Consider the following 18011-nt stretch of genomic DNA (forward strand, 5'->3'; position numbering starts at 1 on the left):
CCTCCGGTCAGGAGCGACCGGCCTGCCCCGATGACAGGCCGGTGAACAGGGAGGCCACCCAGGCCAGTTGCTCCCGCTGCTGGAATTCCGCGCCGCCCTCGTGCCCGTTGAACGGATAGACCCGTACGTCCTTGGGCCCGGCGTAGCCGTTGTAGGCGGTGAAGCAGGTGGAGGGCGGGCAGATGTCGTCCATCATCGCGATGGAGAACAGCGCGGGGGCCGTCGCCCGGGTGGCGAGCAGTGCGGCGTCGAAGTAGGCCAGGGTGGCGAAGACCGACTCGGTGCGGTCGCGGTGCAGCTTCAGGTACTCGGCGATCTCGGTGTACGGCGGGCGCCCCGCGATCTCGGCGCCCCGGCGCACGTTGCACAGGAACGGCACGTCCGGCATGACCCCGGCGAGCCCCGGCACCAGCCCGGCGACCGCCAGCGAGATGCCGCCGCCCTGGCTGACCCCGGTCACCACGATCCGGCCCGGGTCGATCTCCGGGTGCTCGCGCACCGCGTCCACGCACCGCACCGCGTCGGTGAACAGCCGCCGGTAGTAGTACGTTTCGGGGCTCTCGATGCCCCGCGTCAGGAAGCCGGGCACCACCCCGGACGCGCCGCCGTCCGGATCGGCGGTCGCGCCGCCGGCCGCCGACCAGCCCTGCCCCCGGGTGTCCATCAGCAGGTGGGCGTAACCGGCCGAGGCCCACAGCAGGTTCTCGTGGGCCAGGCCCCGGCCGCGCCCGTAGCCCAGGAACTCCACCACGCAGCCGAGGGGTTCGGTCGCCCCGGTGGGCATGCGCAGCCAGCCGCGCACCGGCTGCCCGGCGAAGCCCGGGACCGTCACGTCGTACGTGCGGACCTGGGTGAGCCCCGTCCGCACCTCCGTGAAGACGGGCTTGTCGGAGGCGTGGCCGCGGGCCTCGTCCAGGGTCCGGGACCAGAAGGCGTCGAAGTCCGCGGGGACGGGCAGCGGCGGCAGGTAGTCGCGGCAGGCGTCGAGCGAGAGGTCCGTCAACGGCATGGAGGTGCCCTCCTGGGGCGCGGTGGGAAGTGCCGGGAGCGAGCTTCGACATCAGATGCATGACGTCAGATGTCCTGTCGGCACACGGACCCTAGGCACCGCCCGAGGCGGCCGTCAAGGGGGGCGTTCCGGAGTCGCCCGCGCGCCCGGCCGGGCGACGCTCCGCGTCGCGCGGCGGCTCAGCGCCGGGCGCGGGCCTCCGCGATCCGGCGGCGCACGGGCGCGTAGTGCTCGCCGAGCGCCTTCATGAAACCGGCGATGTCACCGGCCCGCGCGGCGTCCACGATGTTCTGGTGGGCGGTGATCGTCTCCGTCTCGTCGGCCTGCGTGAACCCGTCCAGGTGCGGCGCGACGATCGTGTAGACGTCCCAGAAGGCCATCGAGAGCTGGCCGATCAGCTCGTTGCCCAGCGGGGCCACGAGCTGGGCGTGGAAGGCGCGGTCGGCGTCCACGAAGCCGTGCCCCTCCTGGGCGCCCGTCTCGCGCATGGTGGCCACGAGGGCGTCCAGCGCGTCCAGCTGCTCCGCGCTCAGCCGCGAGACGATCCGGTCCGCCATCCCGCGCTCGAACAGCTCGCGCACGTCGACCAGATCGGCCATGACCTGGAAGTCGTCGTCGGGGGAGAGCAGGCCCCGGAAGGTCAGGCTCTCCACGAGCGCGGACAGGCTCAGCCGGCCGACGTAGGTGCCGTGGCCGTGCCGGACCTCCACGATGTCCAGCGCGTTGAGGATCTTGACGGCCTCGCGGACGCTGGAGCGGCTGGCGCCCAGTGCCTCGCACAGGGCGGGCTCGGTGGGCAGCGGGTCCCCGGGACGGAGTCGTTCCTCCAGGATGTACCGCTTGATGCCGTCCACGACTTCCTGCCGGAGCAGCTGCCTCCCGGGCTTCGTGCCGGACATATGTGAACTCCCCACCTCTTGACCCCTCTCGATTGTCAAGCTACGTTCCCACGCTATCAAGGCATCAGACATCTGACGTCTGACGCTCAGGGTCTCGCGGTCCCCCGTGAACCTGCGCCGGCCCCCGTTTCCGTCCCAGACGCCCCACCTCAAGTCCCTGGAGGACCCGTGCCCGAGCTGAGATCAGCCGGTGTCGAGCGCCGCACCTTCCTGCGTTACACCGGCGTCGTCGGCGCCGCGGCCGCCATCACGGCCGGCCTGTCCGCGTGCGGCGGGCCGTCCTCGACCGCCAACGGCTCGACCGACAAGGGCAGCGGCAGCGACCTCATCGAGGCCGGCCTGTCCTACCCGCTGTCGACCGGCTTCGACCCCATGATCACCTCGGGTGCGACCCCGTACGCCGCCAATATGCACATCTTCGAGGGCCTGGTGGATCTCGATCCGGCAACACTCGTGGCACGACCCGCCCTGGCCACCGAGATGCCGAAGAAGATCAACGCCACCACCTACCGCGCCACGCTCCGCAAGGGCGCGACCTTCCACGACGGCTCACCCGTCACCGCCGACGACGTCGTCTTCAGCTTCGAACGCATCCTGGACCCGAAGAACGCCTCCCTGATGGCGCAGTTCGTGCCCTTCATCGACACGGTGAAGGCCGTCGACGCGGGCACGGTCGAGTTCAAGCTCAAGTACCCCTTCGCGCTCTTCCCGTCCCGCATCGCCGTCGCGCGGATCGTGCCGAAGAAGATCGTGGAGCCCGACCCCAAGGCGTTCGACGCGAAGCCGGTCGGCTCGGGGCCGTACAAGTTCGTCTCCGCCACCCGCGAGGACAAGATCGTCTTCGAGGCGTACGACAAGTACAACGGCGCCCACCCCGCCAAGGCCAAGAAGATGGTCTGGCGCCTGATGTCCGACCAGTCGGCCCGCGTCAGCGCCATGGAGTCGGGCCGCGTCCAGGCCATCGAGGACGTCCCCTACATCGACGTCAAGCGCCTCTCCGGCTCCGCCAAGACCGAGTCGGTGCAGTCCTTCGGCCTGCTCTTCCTCATGTTCAACACCGCCGACAAGCGGTTCGCCGACAAGCGGGTGCGCCAGGCCCTGCACTACGCCCTGGACACCGAGAAGATCATCTCCACCGCCATGGTCGGCAACGCCACCGCCGCCACCGGCTACGTCCCCGCCACCCACCCGGACTACCACAAGGCCGCCACCGTTTACACGCACGACGTGGACAAGGCGAAGAAGCTCCTGGACGAGGCGGGCGTCAAGGGCCTCTCCTTCACCGTCCTGACCACCGACACCGGCTGGGTCAAGGACATCGCCCCGCTGCTCAAGGAGAGCTGGGAGGCCGCAGGCGTCAAGGTCACGCTCAACATCGCCCAGTCCCCGGCCCAGTACGCCAAGATCGACAAGGGCGACTTCGAGGTCCTCGTCGCCCCCGGCGACCCCTCCGTCTTCGGCAACGACGCCGACCTGCTGCTCCGCTGGTTCTACTACGGCTTCTGGCCCGAGAGCCGCTACGGCTGGGGCAAGTCCGCCGCGTACAAGAAGGTGCGCCAGACCCTCGACAAGGCCGCCCAGGCCGCCGACGAGGCGAAGCGCAAGGAGCTGTGGGGCCAGGTCACCGACCTCGTCGCCGACGAAGCCGCGCTCTACCCGATCCTGCACCGCAAGCTGCCCACCGCCTGGAACGAGAAGGCGCTCCCCGGCTTCAAGCCGCTGCCCACCACGGGCCTGTCCTTCCTGGACGTCAGCCGCGGCTGAGGGCTTCGTCAGCCCCCGCCCGAAACCCCGGTCCGGGACGCACGACCCCACCCGGCGTCCCGGACCGGACCGCCCAACCGCAAGGAACCCGACGATGGTTGCTTTTCTCCGGCTCGCGCTGCGCCGCGTCGCGATGATGCCGGTGATGATCCTCGGCATCGCGCTGCTCGTCTTCGTGGTGCTGCAGTTCTCGCCGGTCGACCCGGCCTTCAACGCGCTCGGGGAGAGCGCCACACCCGAGGCCCGTGCGGCCTTCGCCGAGGCCAACGGCCTCAACGACCCGCTGCCCATACGCTACTTCCACTTCCTGGGGCAGCTGCTCCACCTGGACCTCGGCATGACGGTCCCGCCCAGCCAGCCCGTCGCGGACCGCATCACCGCCGCCTTCCCGCTCACCCTCCAGCTGACGGTCCTCGGCCTGATCCTCGCGATCGTCCTCGCCGTCGTCGCGGGGGTGCTCGGCGCCATGTACCGCGACCGCTGGCCCGACCAGCTCTTCCGGGTGCTGTCCATGGCCGGCGTCGCCATCCCCTCGTTCTGGCTCGGCGTCCTCCTCATCCAGCAGTTCGCCCTGAACTCCCCGGTCTTCCCGACCGGCGGCTACACCAACCCCGCCGACTCCTTCGGCGGCTGGCTGCGCAGCATGGCCCTGCCCGCCGTCTCGCTCGCCGTCCCCGTCGCCGCCTCGCTCGCCCGCCTCGTACGGACCTCGATGGTCGCCGAACTCGACCGCGACTACGTCCGCACCGCACGCGGCAACGGCCTGCCCGTGTTCCTGGTGATCCGCTCGGTGCTGCGCAACGCGCTCGTCACCCCGCTCACCGTGCTCGGCGTCAAGGTCGGCTACCTGCTCAGCGGCGCCGTCGTCATCGAAGCGATCTTCGACCTGCCCGGCATGGGCAAGCTCATCCTCGAAGGTGTCACGGGCGGCGACGTCGCCCTGGTCCAGGGCACCGTACTGACCATCGCCATCGCCTTCCTGGTGGTCAACGTCATCGTCGACCTGCTCTACCTGCTGGTCAACCCGCGCATCAGGACGGTCTGACATGTTTGCCACCAGCCGGCTGACCACCAAGCTCTCCCGCCCCGGCATCGCCTTCCGCGCGCTGCCGGTCACCTCCCGCATCGCGCTCGGCGTGCTCGTCCTCGTCGTGCTCGGCGCGGTCCTCGCCCCCCTGCTCACCCAGAACCCGCTCACCACCGGAACGCCCGTCCAGGCACCGAGCGGCGACCACTGGTTCGGCACCGACCGGGCCGGGCGCGACGTCTTCGCCCGTGTCGTCCACGGCTCGCGCTACTCGCTGGTCATCGGCCTCGGCGCCACCGCCGTCGCCCTGGTCGCGGGCTCCCTGCTCGGCGCCCTCGCCGCCACCTCGCGCAAGCTCGGCGACGAGTCCGTGATGCGCACCCTCGACGTGGTGATGTCGTTCCCGCCGATCGCGCTGGCCGCCGTCCTCGTGGCCGTCTTCGGCACCAGCATCCCCGTCATCATCTTCACCATCGCCTTCGTCTACACCCCCTCGCTCGCCCGCGTGGTCCGCGCCAACGTGCTGTCCCAGTACGGTGAGGACTACGTCGCCGCCGAGAAGGTCATCGGCGCCCGGCGCGGCTACATCGTGCTCCGGCACGTCGCCGTCAACTGCATGGCCCCGGTCATGGTGTTCGCCACCGTCATGGTCGCCGAGGCGATCATCTTCGAGGCCAGCCTCTCCTTCATCGGCGCCGGAGTGCAGGACCCCGACCCCAGCTGGGGCAGCGTCCTCGCCTACGGCCGGCAGATCCTCCTGGCCGGCGGCTGGTGGGCCACCTTCTTCCCCGGCCTCGCCCTGCTCGTCACCGTCCTCGCCCTCAACATCCTCTCCGAGGGCCTGACCGACGCCTCCGCCGCGCCCGCGTCCGCCCGCCCCACCGCCCCCTCCGACACCCCCACCGCCCCGGACCCCGTCGAGGCCCGCTCCACCGTGGACATCGACGCCGCCCTGGCCAAGCTCGCCCGGCGCGTCAACGCCCAGGACGCCACCATCACGCCGGTCCCCGAGGACGCCGCCGAGCTCCTCGTCGTACGCGACCTCGCCATCCGCTTCCCCGACCGGTACGGCACCACCCCGGTCGTCGACGCGCTCTCCTTCACCGTCCACGAGGGCGAGACCCTGGGCCTCGTCGGCGAATCCGGCTGCGGCAAGTCCATCACCAGCCTCGCCGTCATGGGCCTCCTCGCCCGCAACGCCGAGGTCAGCGGCGAGATCCTGTACCGCGGCCGCAACCTCCTGGCGCTCCCGCCGAAGGAACGCCGGGCCCTGATGGGCCCCGAGATCGCGATGGTCTACCAGGACGCGCTCTCCTCCCTCAACCCGTCCGTGCTCGTCGGCACCCAGCTCAGGCAGCTCACCTCGCGCGGCGGCACCAAGACACCGGCCGAACTCCTCGAACTCGTCGGCCTCTCACCCGAACGCACCCTGCGCAGCTACCCGCACGAACTCTCCGGCGGCCAGCGCCAGCGCGTCCTGATCGCCATGGCCCTCTCCCGCAGCCCCCGCCTGCTCATCGCGGACGAACCGACCACCGCCCTCGACGTCACCGTCCAGGCCCAGGTCGTGGAACTCCTCGTCCGGCTCCGCGAGGAGCTCGGCTTCGCCATGGTCCTCGTCTCGCACGACCTTGCCCTCGTCGGCGACCTCTCGCACCGCGTCGCGGTGATGTACGCGGGACGGCTCGCCGAAATCGGCTCCACCCGCTCCGTACTCACCGCCCCCACCCACCACTACAGCCGCGGCCTGCTCGGCTCCGTCGTCTCGCTGGAGGCCGGCGCCGACCGGCTGCACCAGATCCGCGGCGTCGTCCCCGCACCCCAGGGCTTCGGCCCCGGCTGCCGGTTCGCCTCGCGCTGCGGCGCGGCCACCGAACTGTGCCGCACCACCACCCCGGCACTCACCGCGCGCGGCGCCGAGCAGGACCACGGCTTCGCCTGCCACCACCCCGCGAAGACCGCACAGCTGGAAGGGAGCGCCCTGTGATCAGGCTCGACGGCGTCCACGTACGCCACAAGGCACGCAGCGGAGGCGTCTTCCGCCGCGACGCCGTGCACGCCCTCACCGACGCGAACCTGGAGGTGAAGCGCGGCGAGATCGTCGGCCTCGTCGGCGAGTCCGGCTGCGGCAAGTCCACCCTCGCCCGGGTCCTGACCGGCCTCCAGAAGCCCACCGAGGGCACGGTCACCTTCCACGGCCGCGACCTGTGGGAGATGACCGGGACCCAGCGCCGCCAGGACTTCGGCTCCGCCGTCGGCGTCGTCTTCCAGGACCCGTCCACCGCGCTCAACCCGCGCCTCACCGTCGAACAGATTCTCCGCGACCCGCTCGACGTGCACCGCCGGGGCACCCGCGAGGCACGCACCGCCCGGGTCGCCGAACTCCTCGACCTGGTCGGCCTGCCCGGCCACACCCTCGCCGCGCTGCCCGGACAGCTCTCCGGCGGCCAGCGCCAGCGGGTCGCCATCGCCCGCGCCCTGGCCCTGGAACCGGAACTGATCGTCGCGGACGAACCCACCTCCGCGCTCGACGTGTCGGTCCGCGCCCAGGTCCTCAACCTCCTGGTCGACCTGCGCGAACGCCTCGGCCTCGGCATGGTGTTCATCTCGCACGACATCCAGACCGTCCGCTACCTCGCCGACCGCATCGCCGTCCTCTACCTCGGCCGCATCGTCGAGGAGGGCCGCGCGGCCGACGTCGCCGGCGCCCCCTCCCACCCGTACACCGAGGCGCTGCTCTCCGCCACGCCCAGCCTGCTGGAGAGCACCGAGCGCATCGTGCTGACCGGCCCCGTCCCCTCGGCGACCAACCCGCCGTCCGGCTGCCCCTTCCGCACCCGCTGCTGGAAGGCGGACGACGCCTGCGCCACCGCCTTCCCGGAACGCACCGAGGGGCCCGAAGGGCACCGCCACCACTGCGTCCACCCCCAGACCCCCGCGTCCCCCGTACCATCCGCAAGGAGCACCGCATGACCGCCCGCACCCCCCGCCACACGGGAGTCATCCCGCCCGTCGTCACCCCGCTCACGGCGGACGGCGAGCTCGACCTCCCCTCGCTGGAGCGGGTCGTCGCGCACCTCATCGACGGCGGTGTCACGGGTCTCTTCGCCCTCGGCAGCTCCGGCGAGACCGCCTACCTCACCCCGGGCCAGCAGGACCGGGTCATCGAGGCCGTCGTCGCGGCGGCGGGCGGTCAGGTGCCGGTCCTCGTCGGCGCCATCGAGACCACCACCAACCGGGCGGTCGAACGCGCCCGGCGCGCCGCCGAACTGGGCGCCGACGCCGTCGTGGTGACCGCGCCGTTCTACACCCGCACCCACACCACGGAGATCGACCGCCACTTCCGGGACGTCGCCGCCGCCCTCGACCTGCCGGTCCTGGCGTACGACGTACCGGTCTGCGTGCACAGCAAGCTCGACCCGGAACTGCTGCTGCCGCTGGCCGCCGACGGGGTGCTGGCCGGTGTGAAGGACTCCAGCGGCGACGACGGTTCGTTCCGCCGGCTGGTCATCGGCGCCCGCGAACTGCCGGGGTTCTCCGTGCTCACCGGCCACGAGCTGGTGGTCGACGCGATGATGCTCGGTGGCGCCGACGGCTCGGTGCCGGGGCTCGGCAACGTCGATCCGCACGGGTACGTACGCCTGCACGAGGCCGCGGTGCGCGGTGACTGGGCGGCCGCGCGCGCCGAGCAGGACCGCCTGGTCGCGCTGTTCGACATCGTGCGCGCCGCCCGCCCGGGCACGGCGTCGGCCACGGCGGCGGGGCTCGGCGCGTTCAAGACGGCGCTGATGCTGCGGGGGATCATCGCCACCAACGTGATGAGCCCGCCGATGCGCCCGCTGGACGCCGGGGAGACGGCGGCGGTCGCCGCCTGCCTGGACCGCGCGGGGCTCGGCACGGTCTGACCCGTACGCCGCACGGGGCGCCGCACACAAGAGGTCCGGCCCGACAGCTCAGGGCTGTCGGGCCGGACCTCTTCGTGCTCGGGGAAGCGTCAGCTCACTTCTTCGCGGCGCGGGCGCGGCGCATCAGCAGGCCGCCACCGAGCACCAGCGCGGCACTGGCGCCACCGGCGATGCCCAGGTTCTCGTTGGCACCGGTGTGCGCCATCTGCGGCGGCTTGTGGTGCTTCGGAGGCGTGTGGTGCCAACCGGTGTGGGTCGGCGGGTTGTGCGTGGGCGGGTTCTCCGTGGGCGGGGTCGGCGGGTTGTGGTGGTGGCTCGGCGGGCAGTCGTCGTTGTGGTGGTGCACCGGCGGCTTCGGGGGCTTCGGCGGGTGGTGCGGCTTCGGCGGGTTGTGGTGGTGGCTCGGCGGGCAGTCGTCGTCGTGGTGGTGCACCGGCGGCTTCGGGGGCTTCGGCGGGTGGTGCGGCTTCGGCGGGTTGTGGTGGTGACCGCAGTCGCAGTCGTGGTCGTGACCCTTCGGCGGCTTGTGGTGCGGCGGCTTGTGCGGCGGGTGCTCCGTCGGCGGCTCCGTGGTGGGCGGGTTGCCCTCGTCGTCGCCGTTCTCGCACTCGTTGCCCGCGGCCGGGTTCAGCAGGCCGACCACATTGATGCTGTTGCCGCAGACGTTGACCGGGATGTCGACCGGTGCCTGGACCACGTTGCCCGAGAGCACGCCGGGGGAGCCGGCGGCCACACCCTGGGCGCTCGCACCCTGCGAGCCGCCGTCCCCGGAGCCGCCCTCGTTCTCGCACTCGTTGCCGAAGGCGGGGTTGAGCGCGCCGATCACGTTGACGGTGTTGCCGCAGACGTTGACGGGCACGTGCACCGGGACCTGAACGACGTTGCCCGAAGCGACGCCGGGGGAGCCGACGGCCGCACCGTCGGCCGTGGCATCGGCGAAGGCATAGCCGCCGGAGGCGGTCAGGATGCCTGACGCCGCCGCCATGACGAGCATGCTTTTACTCAAGGCTTTTCGCATTGGTGCCCTTCCTTGGACATTTCTCGCGGGCGCGGGGCCCTCGGTTCGTTCATCAGGCGGTGCAGCAGTCGTCGGACCCGCCCATCCAGAGGCGGCCCTCCTGGCTGAGCGGCTTGACGACACCCATAACGACGTCCGCGTGCATGGGAAACGTGAATGCCGTGAATTTTTTGTGCGCACGCGGCGGGGCTACGAGTGAACGTTTCGCCTCTCGATTTCCGACAGTATTACTCGATCACTTTCGTACGGACGTCCGTGTCTTCCAGGCATTCGAGTGAATGGCGATAACCAAACGTCGGCCCGTCAGTTGTTCAGGGCGCTCCGGCTACGGGGTATCCAGTACGAGAAGGGTTCATCGTGATCAAGAAGGTCCTGGCTACGGGTGCCGTCGCCGCCTCCATCCTCGGGCTCGGCGCCGCGCAGGCGATGGCCATCGGCAACGACGGTGGCACGACCTCGGTCAACGGCAACGGTGCCTCGCAGTCGTTCGGCAACGCCGTGACCAAGGGTGACGGCAGCCCGCAGTTCGACCTGGTCCAGGGCTCGCTCAACAAGCCCTGCGTCGGCCTGCCGCTCAAGGCGAACGTCGGTTCGCTCATCGGTCTCGTCCCGATCGCGGTCCAGGACGTCAACGTCCTGTCCAACCCGCAGAACCAGCAGTGCACCGAGAACTCCACCCAGGCCAAGGGTGACGAGCCGCTGTCGCACATCCTGGACGGCATCCCGGTCCTCTCGGGCAACGGCGCCGGCAACCGCTGATCCGGCCCCCTCCCGGGCCCGGGCCGCCGGCGTTCCTCCTCCGGACGGCCCGGGCCCGCTGCCGCCTCGCGCGTGTCGGGCGGGAACACGGTCGGCTGACCGGAACTGCATCATTCGGGCGTTATTCGAGCAATCTCCTCGCCGAGCAGTGTCGCGTACCGTCCGAAATCGTTACGAATGAGAGTGGCGGAGTTACGAGCGATCAGGTCCGCGCTCGTGCGGCACGAAAGCCGTGGCCGCTCCGGACTCCGCACAAGAAAGGGTTTCAAGTGAAGTACACCAAGATCGCCGCCGTCGCCGCCGGTACGCTCATGGCCATGGGCGCCGCTGCCCCGGCCTTCGCCGACTCGGGCGCCGAGGGCGCGGCCGTGGCCTCCCCGGGTGTCATCTCCGGCAACAACATCCAGGTGCCGGTCCACATCCCGGTCAACGTCTGCGGCAACACCATCGACATCATCGGCCTGCTGAACCCGGCCTTCGGCAACGCCTGCGTCAACGACTGACGTACCTCGCCGAATTGTCTCGGCTCGAAAAGCCCCGGACCGCGTTCTGAACGCTCCGGGGCTTTTCCCGTGCCCGGAAGTTCTCCCGCGCTCCGAGAAATCCCGCGACGCACAGTTTCCCCGCGGTATCCGGTTCGTTAGCCAGGGAAAGGGCGGCCGGGAACACGGCCAAAGAAGGCAACGTGCGGCGCGGGGACGCGACCGGAACGGCCGCCGCTGAGAAGGGAACCCGAAAGTGAAGTACGCGAAGTCCGCCGCGCTCGTCGCCGGTTCCGTGGTCGCACTCGGCACGGCTGCTCCCGCCTTCGCCGTCACCACGACCACGGCCCCCAGCTTCAGCCTCGACGGAGGCGTCAACCAGGTCATGGCGGCCGCACCGCAGGCGGTCGACCCGGTGCTCGACACCGTCAGTGGCGCCGCCGAGCGCCTGCACGAGGACGGCACCGTCGCGAAGGTAGCCGGCCAGGCCACCGACGCTGCCAAGGGTGCGGCCCCGCTCCTCGGTGGGCTCCCGCTCTCGAACTGACCCGCACCTTTCGGGTGATGTGCCACAACCATTCCCGCCACGCCGAGTTGATCAGTGCGCTCGGCACCGGCGGGCAACCAGAGAAAACCAGAAGGGCAGTTTCATGATCAAGAAGATGATGGCCTCGGCGGCCGTCGCCGCATCGATCGTCGGCGTCTCGGCCGCGGTCGCCCCGTCGGCCATGGCCATCGGCAACGACCAGGGCACCACCACCGTCAACGGCAACGGTGCCATGCAGGCGTACGGCAACTCCGCCACCCACGGTGACTGGAGCCCGCAGTTCGCGCTCATCCAGGGCTCGCTCAACAAGCCCTGCATCGCCCTGCCGGCCAAGGCCAACGTGGGCTCGCTGCTCGGCGTCGTGCCGATCTCGGTCCAGGACATCAACGTCCTGTCCTCGCCGCAGAACCAGCAGTGCACCGAGAACTCCACCCAGGCCAAGGGCGACGAGGCCCTGTCGCACATTCTGGACGACATCCCGATCCTCTCGGGCAACGGTGCCGGCAACAACTGACCGGCACTGACGGCGCACCACACGCGGCCCGGCGGTCGCCCGAAAGGGCGGCTCGCTGGGCCGCTTGCCGTAGTACGGGCGGCCGTTCCGCGCCGCAACGGGTAGGGCCTGGGCATGGACCAGCACCCCAGCCGGCACCCCGACAGCGCAACCCCGATCTACGACCGGCTCCTCGCCGAGTGGCGCGCCGCCCGGGCCGAACCGGCCCCGGACCCCGGCCCCGCCCGCGTCGGCGGACTCGTGCCCTCGGCGCGCACCTCGGCCGAAGCGGGCGGCCGGGCCTGACCCGGGCCCGTCGAACTCATGCGGGATCGAACCCATTTGGGTGGATCAGCGGAACCGAAGCGTCCGCACGGGGTTGATCAGTACGTTCCAAACGGAACGCTCCGAAAGGTGAAGCGTGATGAAGAAGATGATGGCCGGCGCGGCAGTGGCCGTGTCCCTGGTCGGCCTGTCGGCCGCCGCGGCCCCCTCGGCCATGGCGATCGGCAACGACGGGGGCACCACCTCGGTCAACGGCAACGGCGCCACCAGCTCGTACGGCAACGCCGAGACGCAGGGTGACGGCAGCCCGCAGGCCCAGCTCATCCAGGGCTCGCTCAACGACCTGTGCCTGGGTGTCCCGGTCAAGGCCAACGTCGGTTCGCTGGTGGGTCTGCTGGTGCCCGTCGCGGTCCAGGACGTCAACGTCCTGTCCAACCCGCAGAACCAGCAGTGCGCCGACAACTCCACCCAGGCCAAGGGCGACGAGCCCCTGTCGCACCTGGTGAACGGCATCCCGGTCCTCTCCGGGAACGGCGTCGCCAACAACTGATCGCGTGCCGCGCCCGCGTCGTCCGTCCTGTGCGACGCGGGCGCGTACGGCATGACGGAGGCCCACCACCCTCGCCGGGTGGTGGGCCTCTTCCGTGGGCCGGGTCAGCCGAGGCTGCGGACCGGGAGCACGCAGTGCGCCGAGGTCGCGATGGTGTCCGGATCGCCCGCGAAGGCACGCAGCTCCGCCTCGCCGATGGGGAGCCCCGGAGCGCCCTGCGGCCAGGGGCGGGTCGCGAACATCGCGTGCACCTCGCCCTGGTCGGTCGCCGCCGCCAGCCACTCGGGCCGCACCGGGTACTGCGCCTTGAAGTGCGGCAGGGTCAGGACGGCCTGGCCGGCCTGGACGAGGAGCTTCACCGGGAGCCCCGGCGTCTCGTCGGCCCGCACCGGCGCACCGCCGACGGGGAGCCCGCTGCGCTGCAGGGCGAGCCGCATGGCGTGCTCGCCGGCCGCCGGGCCGTCCGATCCGTCGCCCAGCGAGTAGGCGAGCAGGAAGGCCGCGTCGCGCCCGCTCTGCCGGTACTCGCCGCTCCAGCCGATCAGGATGAGGGTGCCCAACTGGGCCTGGGTGAACGAGCCGGTGGCTGTCTGGGGGGAGGTCATGTGCGGCACCCTAACCGTCCGCGACCGGTCCAACTCCATGCGTATCACCCGATCGGGGGATGACTGCCGCAACAGGGTCCGCGCGGAATAATCCGTTGAGCCGCCGCACCGCGGGGGGCTATGGTGTGCGACGAGACGGACGGCGGACCTGCCGCCGGTACCGGACCTGGACGAATGCGGAGGTGAGGACATTGACGACGGTCGTTGCGGTGGGCGCTGCCCACGAGTCGAAGTTCCTCTTTGTCACCTCCGTGGCCACCGGCTGACCTCTTCGCGCCTCGCGCGCACCGCCGGGCCACCCTGTGAAGGGTTTCCCTTGTCTCTCCCGTCCTTCTCCACCTTCTCCTCCTCCCTCTCCACCACCGCTTCGCACCCGCTCGCCCCCTACGGCTGGGACGACGACTGGGCGGCCGAGTTCGCCCCGTATGCCGCCCAGGGACTGGTGCCCGGACGCGTGGTGCGGGTCGACCGCGGGCGCTGCGACATCGTCACGCCCGAGGGCACGATCTGGGCGGACACCGCCTTCGTCGTGCCGCGCGACCCGATGCGGATCGTCTGCACCGGCGACTGGGCGGCCGTCGACGCCGACGGCGACCCTCGGTTCGTCCGTACGCTGCTGCCGCGCCGCACCGCTTTCGTACGCTCCACCTCGTCCAAGCGCTCCGAGGGCCAGGTGCTCGCCACCAACGTCGACCACATCGTCATCTGCGTCTCGCTCGCCGTGGAGCTGGACCTGGGCCGCGTCGAGCGGTTCCTGGCCCTCGCCATGTCCAGCTCCGGCGGTGACGCGCTGCTGGGCGACGCCGCCGGGGCGGGCGAGCGGTCAGCCGAACCGGTCGTCGTCCTCACCAAGGCCGACCTGGTCCCGGACGCGGCCACCCTCGCCCACCTGGTCCAGGACATCGAGCGCGTCGCGCCCGGTGTGCAGGTGCTCCCGGTCAGTTCCACCACCGGCGAGGGCATCGACGTGTTCTCGGCGATCGTCTCCGGCGGCACGAGCGTGCTGCTCGGGGTGTCCGGCGCCGGAAAGTCCACGCTCGCCAACACGCTGCTCGGCCAGGACGTGATGGAGGTCCAGGCCGCCCGCGACGTGGACGGCAAGGGCCGGCACACCACCACCACCCGCAACCTCCTCGTGCTGCCCACCGGCGGGGTCCTCATCGACACCCCCGGGCTGCGCGGGGTCGGCCTCTGGGACGCCGGGGTCGGCGTCGGCCAGGTCTTCTCGGAGATCGAGGAACTGGCCGAGGGCTGCCGGTTCCACGACTGCGCCCACGAGGCGGAGCCCGGCTGCGCCGTGCGGGAGGCGATCGAGGACGGTGTCCTGCCCGAGCGCCGCTTCGACAGCTACCGCAAGCTCCAGCGCGAGAACCAGCGCATCGTCGCCAAGACCGACGCCCGCGTCCGGGCCGAGATCCGGCGCGACTGGAAGCGGAAGGGGGCCGAGGGCCGCGCCGCGATCGAAGCCAAGCGCGGCCGGATTCGCTAGCCGACCCCCTCCGGTCCACGTCCGAAAACCGCGAGTGCCGGTGCCCTGCGGGGCGCACACTGGACGGTGTGATGGACGAGGAGACCAGATACGAGGCGGTCAGCAGCCGCGACGCCCGTTTCGACGGCGAGTTCTTCTTCGCCGTCGAGACGACCGGCATCTACTGCCGGCCGAGCTGCCCCGCCGTCACGCCCAAACGGAAGAACGTCCGCTTCTACCCGACGGCGGCGGCCGCCCAGACCAACGGCTTCCGGGCGTGCCGCCGCTGCCGCCCGGACGCCGTCCCCGGCTCCGCCGAGTGGAACGTCCGGGCCGATGTCGTCGGGCGCGCCATGCGGATGATCGGCGACGGTGTGGTGGACCGGGAAGGCGTCCCCGGGCTCGCCCACCGGCTCGGCTACAGCTCCCGCCAGGTGCAGCGCCAGCTCAACGCGGAACTGGGCGCCGGACCCGTCGCCCTGGCCCGCGCCCAGCGCGCCCACACCGCCCGGGTCCTGCTCCAGACCACGGCCCTGCCCGTCACCGAGATCGCCTTCGCGGCCGGGTTCGGCAGCCTGCGCCAGTTCAACGACACCGTCCGGCAGATCTACGCCCGCACCCCGAGCGCCCTGCGCGCCGAGGCCGGTACGGGGCTCGGAGCCGCGGACCGCGGGGCCGGTGCCACCGGCATCCCGCTCCGGCTCGCCCACCGCGGACCGTACGCCGCCGGTGACGTCTTCGACCTGCTCGCCGTCGGGCCGGTCGCCCGCGTCGAGGAGATCACCGGGGAGCCCGGCCGCCGTACCTACCGGCGCACGCTGCGCCTCCCGTACGGCACCGCCGTCACCTCCGTGGACGAACGGTCCGCCGGGGACTGGCTGGACGCCCGCATCCACCTCACCGACCTGCGCGACCTGACCACGGCCGTCCAGCGGCTGCGCCGGCTCTTCGACCTGGACGCCGACCCGTACGCCGTGGACGAGCTGCTGTCCGCCGACCCCGCGCTCGCCCCGGACGTCGCGGCGCGGCCGGGGGTGCGCTCGCCGGGGGCGGCCGACGCCGAGGAGTTCGCCGTGCGGGCCCTGGTGGGCGACGCGGCGGCCGCGGAGCTGGTCGAGGAGTACGGCAAGGCGCTCGACGTGCCGTGCGGCGCGCTGACCCACGTCTTCCCCGAGCCGGCCGTGCTCGCCGACGCGGCCGGTGACCCGGCCCTGCGGGCTCTGGCGACCGCGCTCGCCGACGGCACCGTACGCCTGGACGCGGGCGCCGACCGCGACGAGGCCGAGCAGGCGCTCCGCCGGCTGCCCGGCATCGGCCCCGCCACCGCCGCGCTGATCCGGATGCGCGGGCTGGGCGACCCGGACGTGGACCCGTACGGCACCCCGGGCGCGAGCGGCTGGCGGCCCTGGCGTTCGTACGGTGTGCGGCGGGCCGGACACCGCCGTCAGCCCCAGATCAGCGCGCCCAGCCAGGCGCCGGTCACCAGCAGGCACGCGAAGAGCTCCACGAGCACCGAGTAGCCGGTCGCCCGCATCACCGAGCGGACCGACGTCCAGCCCGCGCCCCGGCTGCCGAGGCGCAGCCGCTCCGCCCCGAAGATGACCCCGACGTAGCCGACGACCGCCCCGACGACGGGCAGCACGAAGAACCCGACGATGGCGCCGAGCCCGCCCAGCATCAGCGTCCGGCGCGGGGCGCCCGACTCGCGGGGCCGGCGCGGCGGCAGCAGCGGTTTGAGCGCCTGGTTGAGCAGGAGCAGGGCCGTCGCGCCGATCAGCACGGCCCAGGCGGCCGGGGTCGTGTCGGTGAACGCCCACCACAGGACGGCGGCCCAGACGATCGCCTGCCCCGGCACGCCCGGCACCAGCACGCCGATCAGACCGAGCAGCATCACCAGTCCGACGGCGACGAGCTGCCACACACCCATCTGACCAGCGTGCCGGAGACCGCCCGCTCCCGCCCGTTCTGACCAGGTCACTAGCGGGCCACCCAGCCCCGTTCGTACGCGTGCCAGCCGAGCTGGAGCCGGGTGGAGACGCCGGTCAGCTCCATCAGGCCCTTGACCCGGCGCTGCACCGTCCGCAGGCCCAGGTCCAGCTGCTTGGCGACGCTCGCGTCGGTGAGGCCGGCCAGCAGCAGCGACAGGATCTCCAGATCCGTCGGGTCGGGGCCGCCCGGCTCCGCGAGGACCGCGCCGCCCTCGCCGAGCCGCAGCGGCATGGCCTCGCGCCACACCGCCTCGAAGAGCCCGGTCAGCGATTCCAGGAGGCCCGACGCGTGCACCACCAGCGCGGCGGGCTCCGCGCCCCGGCCGGTCAGCGGCACCATGGCCAGCGCCCCGTCGGCGATCACCAGCTTCGTCGGGACCCGGGGGACCACCCGGCACTGCTCGTCCCGGCTGAGCGCCGCCGACAGCTCCACGATCCCGGACTCCAGGCCCAGCACCTCGCGCTCCACGACCACCCGGAACGAGACCCCGCGGGTGGCCGCCGCCTCCTCCGACTCGTTGTCCAGGCCGCTGACCGCGATCGGCTTCCCGGTGACCAGCGCGCACACCTCGCTCGTCGCCCCGAGCTGCAGCTGATGGAAGCGGTGGGCCACCGCGCTCGCCCCGGTGACCACCTCCACCAGGTCGTGGACGGCCGGTTCGGCGGCGTCGGCGCGGTACTCCTCGGCGAGCAGCACCGCCGCCAGCTCGGCCTGCTCCAGCTGGTGGCGCTGCTGGGTGAGCAGCGCCCCCAGGGCGACTCCGGGCGGCGCCGCGACCCAGCGGCCCGTGCGGGCGGAGGACTGGGCGGCCAGGCCGTGCTGTTCCAGCCGGCGCAGCGCGCGTTCCGTGTCCCGCTCGGGGAGCGCCAGCCGGTGCGAGAGATCGGACAACTCGGCGGCCCCGAGCGCCACCAGTGCGCGGTAGGCCGACTCCTGCCTCTCGTCAAGACCTATGGCTGCCAGCATCCCCGACCCCTCCCCGGACCGTGCGTACGCCTTCGGCGCACACGTGTGGCGAAAAGTCGCCACGGCGTGATCTCGCCACGGCACATCATCGCCGCACCGTGCGCCACTCTGCCAATGTGACGTCACAGCGGGACCGGTGCCTTGTCCGGCACCCGCTTTCAGGACCGGTCTGCCGGGCGTCCTTCCCGTGGGGGGTGGGGTCGTCCGGCGGACCGATTTTCCGGATGACCGTTTTCGTACCGCCC

The 18011-nt window shown here is 71.9% G+C and carries 19 protein-coding genes; 13 read left to right on the top strand and 6 right to left on the bottom strand.

Features of this window, described 5'->3' with window-relative positions; translation table 11 throughout:
• Nucleotides 1-7 precede the first annotated feature (7 nt).
• Both AB0L33_RS27670 and AB0L33_RS27675 read right to left on the bottom strand, forming a co-directional pair.
• On the bottom strand, nt 8-1009 hold the full coding sequence (locus AB0L33_RS27670) for an acetylxylan esterase (RefSeq protein ID WP_365685737.1): 1002 nt from the start codon (nt 1007-1009) through the stop codon (nt 8-10).
• A 179-nt stretch (nt 1010-1188) separates the two neighbouring features.
• Entirely contained in the window at nt 1189-1908 is a 720-nt protein-coding gene (locus AB0L33_RS27675; RefSeq protein WP_365685738.1) for a FadR/GntR family transcriptional regulator, read from the bottom strand.
• A 168-nt stretch (nt 1909-2076) separates the two neighbouring features.
• Here AB0L33_RS27675 and AB0L33_RS27680 point away from each other — a divergent pair, with 168 nt between their 5' ends.
• The 5 genes from AB0L33_RS27680 to AB0L33_RS27700 all read left to right on the top strand — a co-directional run bounded on the left by AB0L33_RS27680 (nt 2077) and on the right by AB0L33_RS27700 (nt 8604).
• On the top strand, nt 2077-3672 hold the full coding sequence (locus AB0L33_RS27680; RefSeq protein ID WP_365685739.1) for an ABC transporter substrate-binding protein: 1596 nt from the start codon (nt 2077-2079) through the stop codon (nt 3670-3672).
• Nucleotides 3673-3766: 94 nt separating this feature from the next.
• Nucleotides 3767-4717 (top strand): ABC transporter permease, encoded by a 951-nt coding sequence (locus AB0L33_RS27685; RefSeq protein WP_365685741.1) that lies wholly within the window; start codon nt 3767-3769, stop codon nt 4715-4717.
• A gap of 1 nt (nt 4718) precedes the next feature.
• Nucleotides 4719-6686 carry a dipeptide/oligopeptide/nickel ABC transporter permease/ATP-binding protein gene (locus AB0L33_RS27690; RefSeq protein ID WP_365685743.1) on the top strand — a complete coding sequence of 656 codons (1968 nt, stop codon included), beginning with the start codon at nt 4719-4721 and terminating at the stop codon, nt 6684-6686.
• Complete coding sequence (locus AB0L33_RS27695; protein ID WP_365685744.1) at nt 6683-7672, top strand: ABC transporter ATP-binding protein; 990 nt, start codon at nt 6683-6685, stop codon at nt 7670-7672. Before AB0L33_RS27690 ends, AB0L33_RS27695 begins: the two co-directional genes overlap by 4 nt.
• The gene (locus AB0L33_RS27700; protein WP_365685746.1) at nt 7669-8604 is read left to right on the top strand and encodes a dihydrodipicolinate synthase family protein; all 936 of its coding nucleotides are present in this window, start codon (nt 7669-7671) and stop codon (nt 8602-8604) included. The genes AB0L33_RS27695 and AB0L33_RS27700 overlap by 4 nt, the downstream gene beginning before the upstream one ends.
• A 94-nt stretch (nt 8605-8698) precedes the next feature.
• On the opposite strand, the gene AB0L33_RS27705 is transcribed toward AB0L33_RS27700, so the two are convergent.
• Nucleotides 8699-9598 carry a chaplin gene (locus AB0L33_RS27705; RefSeq protein WP_365685880.1) on the bottom strand — a complete coding sequence of 300 codons (900 nt, stop codon included), beginning with the start codon at nt 9596-9598 and terminating at the stop codon, nt 8699-8701.
• A 381-nt stretch (nt 9599-9979) separates the two neighbouring features.
• Between AB0L33_RS27705 and AB0L33_RS27710 the strand changes: the two genes are divergently transcribed.
• From AB0L33_RS27710 to AB0L33_RS27735, 6 genes are all read left to right on the top strand, one after another.
• Nucleotides 9980-10381, top strand: a complete 402-nt coding sequence (locus AB0L33_RS27710) for a rodlin (protein WP_365685747.1) — start codon at nt 9980-9982, stop codon at nt 10379-10381.
• Nucleotides 10382-10650: 269 nt separating this feature from the next.
• Nucleotides 10651-10884, top strand: coding sequence for a chaplin (locus tag AB0L33_RS27715; protein ID WP_365685749.1), 234 nt, complete (start codon nt 10651-10653; stop codon nt 10882-10884).
• Nucleotides 10885-11119: 235 nt separating this feature from the next.
• Nucleotides 11120-11410: a hypothetical protein gene (locus AB0L33_RS27720; RefSeq protein WP_365685750.1), complete on the top strand. Its 291-nt coding sequence runs from the start codon at nt 11120-11122 to the stop codon at nt 11408-11410.
• 103 nt (nt 11411-11513) lie between these two features.
• Nucleotides 11514-11924 carry a rodlin gene (locus tag AB0L33_RS27725; RefSeq protein ID WP_018100605.1) on the top strand — a complete coding sequence of 137 codons (411 nt, stop codon included), beginning with the start codon at nt 11514-11516 and terminating at the stop codon, nt 11922-11924.
• A 114-nt stretch (nt 11925-12038) separates the two neighbouring features.
• The gene (locus AB0L33_RS27730) at nt 12039-12209 is read left to right on the top strand and encodes a hypothetical protein (protein WP_365685752.1); all 171 of its coding nucleotides are present in this window, start codon (nt 12039-12041) and stop codon (nt 12207-12209) included.
• Nucleotides 12210-12327: 118 nt separating this feature from the next.
• The gene (locus AB0L33_RS27735; protein ID WP_365685754.1) at nt 12328-12738 is read left to right on the top strand and encodes a rodlin; all 411 of its coding nucleotides are present in this window, start codon (nt 12328-12330) and stop codon (nt 12736-12738) included.
• A gap of 104 nt (nt 12739-12842) precedes the next feature.
• Here AB0L33_RS27735 and AB0L33_RS27740 read toward each other — a convergent pair whose 3' ends face one another.
• Entirely contained in the window at nt 12843-13343 is a 501-nt protein-coding gene (locus tag AB0L33_RS27740) for a DUF5949 family protein (RefSeq protein ID WP_365685756.1), read from the bottom strand.
• Between the two features lie 316 nt (nt 13344-13659).
• Here AB0L33_RS27740 and rsgA point away from each other — a divergent pair, with 316 nt between their 5' ends.
• The gene (rsgA, locus tag AB0L33_RS27745; protein WP_365685758.1) at nt 13660-14832 is read left to right on the top strand and encodes a ribosome small subunit-dependent GTPase A; all 1173 of its coding nucleotides are present in this window, start codon (nt 13660-13662) and stop codon (nt 14830-14832) included.
• Between the two features lie 71 nt (nt 14833-14903).
• Nucleotides 14904-16331 (top strand): AlkA N-terminal domain-containing protein, encoded by a 1428-nt coding sequence (locus tag AB0L33_RS27750; RefSeq protein ID WP_365685760.1) that lies wholly within the window; start codon nt 14904-14906, stop codon nt 16329-16331.
• On the opposite strand, the gene AB0L33_RS27755 is transcribed toward AB0L33_RS27750, so the two are convergent.
• Complete coding sequence (locus AB0L33_RS27755) at nt 16256-16738, bottom strand: DUF456 domain-containing protein (RefSeq protein WP_365685762.1); 483 nt, start codon at nt 16736-16738, stop codon at nt 16256-16258. The genes AB0L33_RS27750 and AB0L33_RS27755 overlap by 76 nt on opposite strands.
• A gap of 50 nt (nt 16739-16788) precedes the next feature.
• Nucleotides 16789-17766: a helix-turn-helix domain-containing protein gene (locus AB0L33_RS27760; protein ID WP_365685763.1), complete on the bottom strand. Its 978-nt coding sequence runs from the start codon at nt 17764-17766 to the stop codon at nt 16789-16791.
• Nucleotides 17767-18011: the final 245 nt, after the last annotated feature.

Source organism: Streptomyces sp. NPDC052299 (genome assembly GCF_040679335.1).
Classification (GTDB): domain Bacteria; phylum Actinomycetota; class Actinomycetes; order Streptomycetales; family Streptomycetaceae; genus Streptomyces.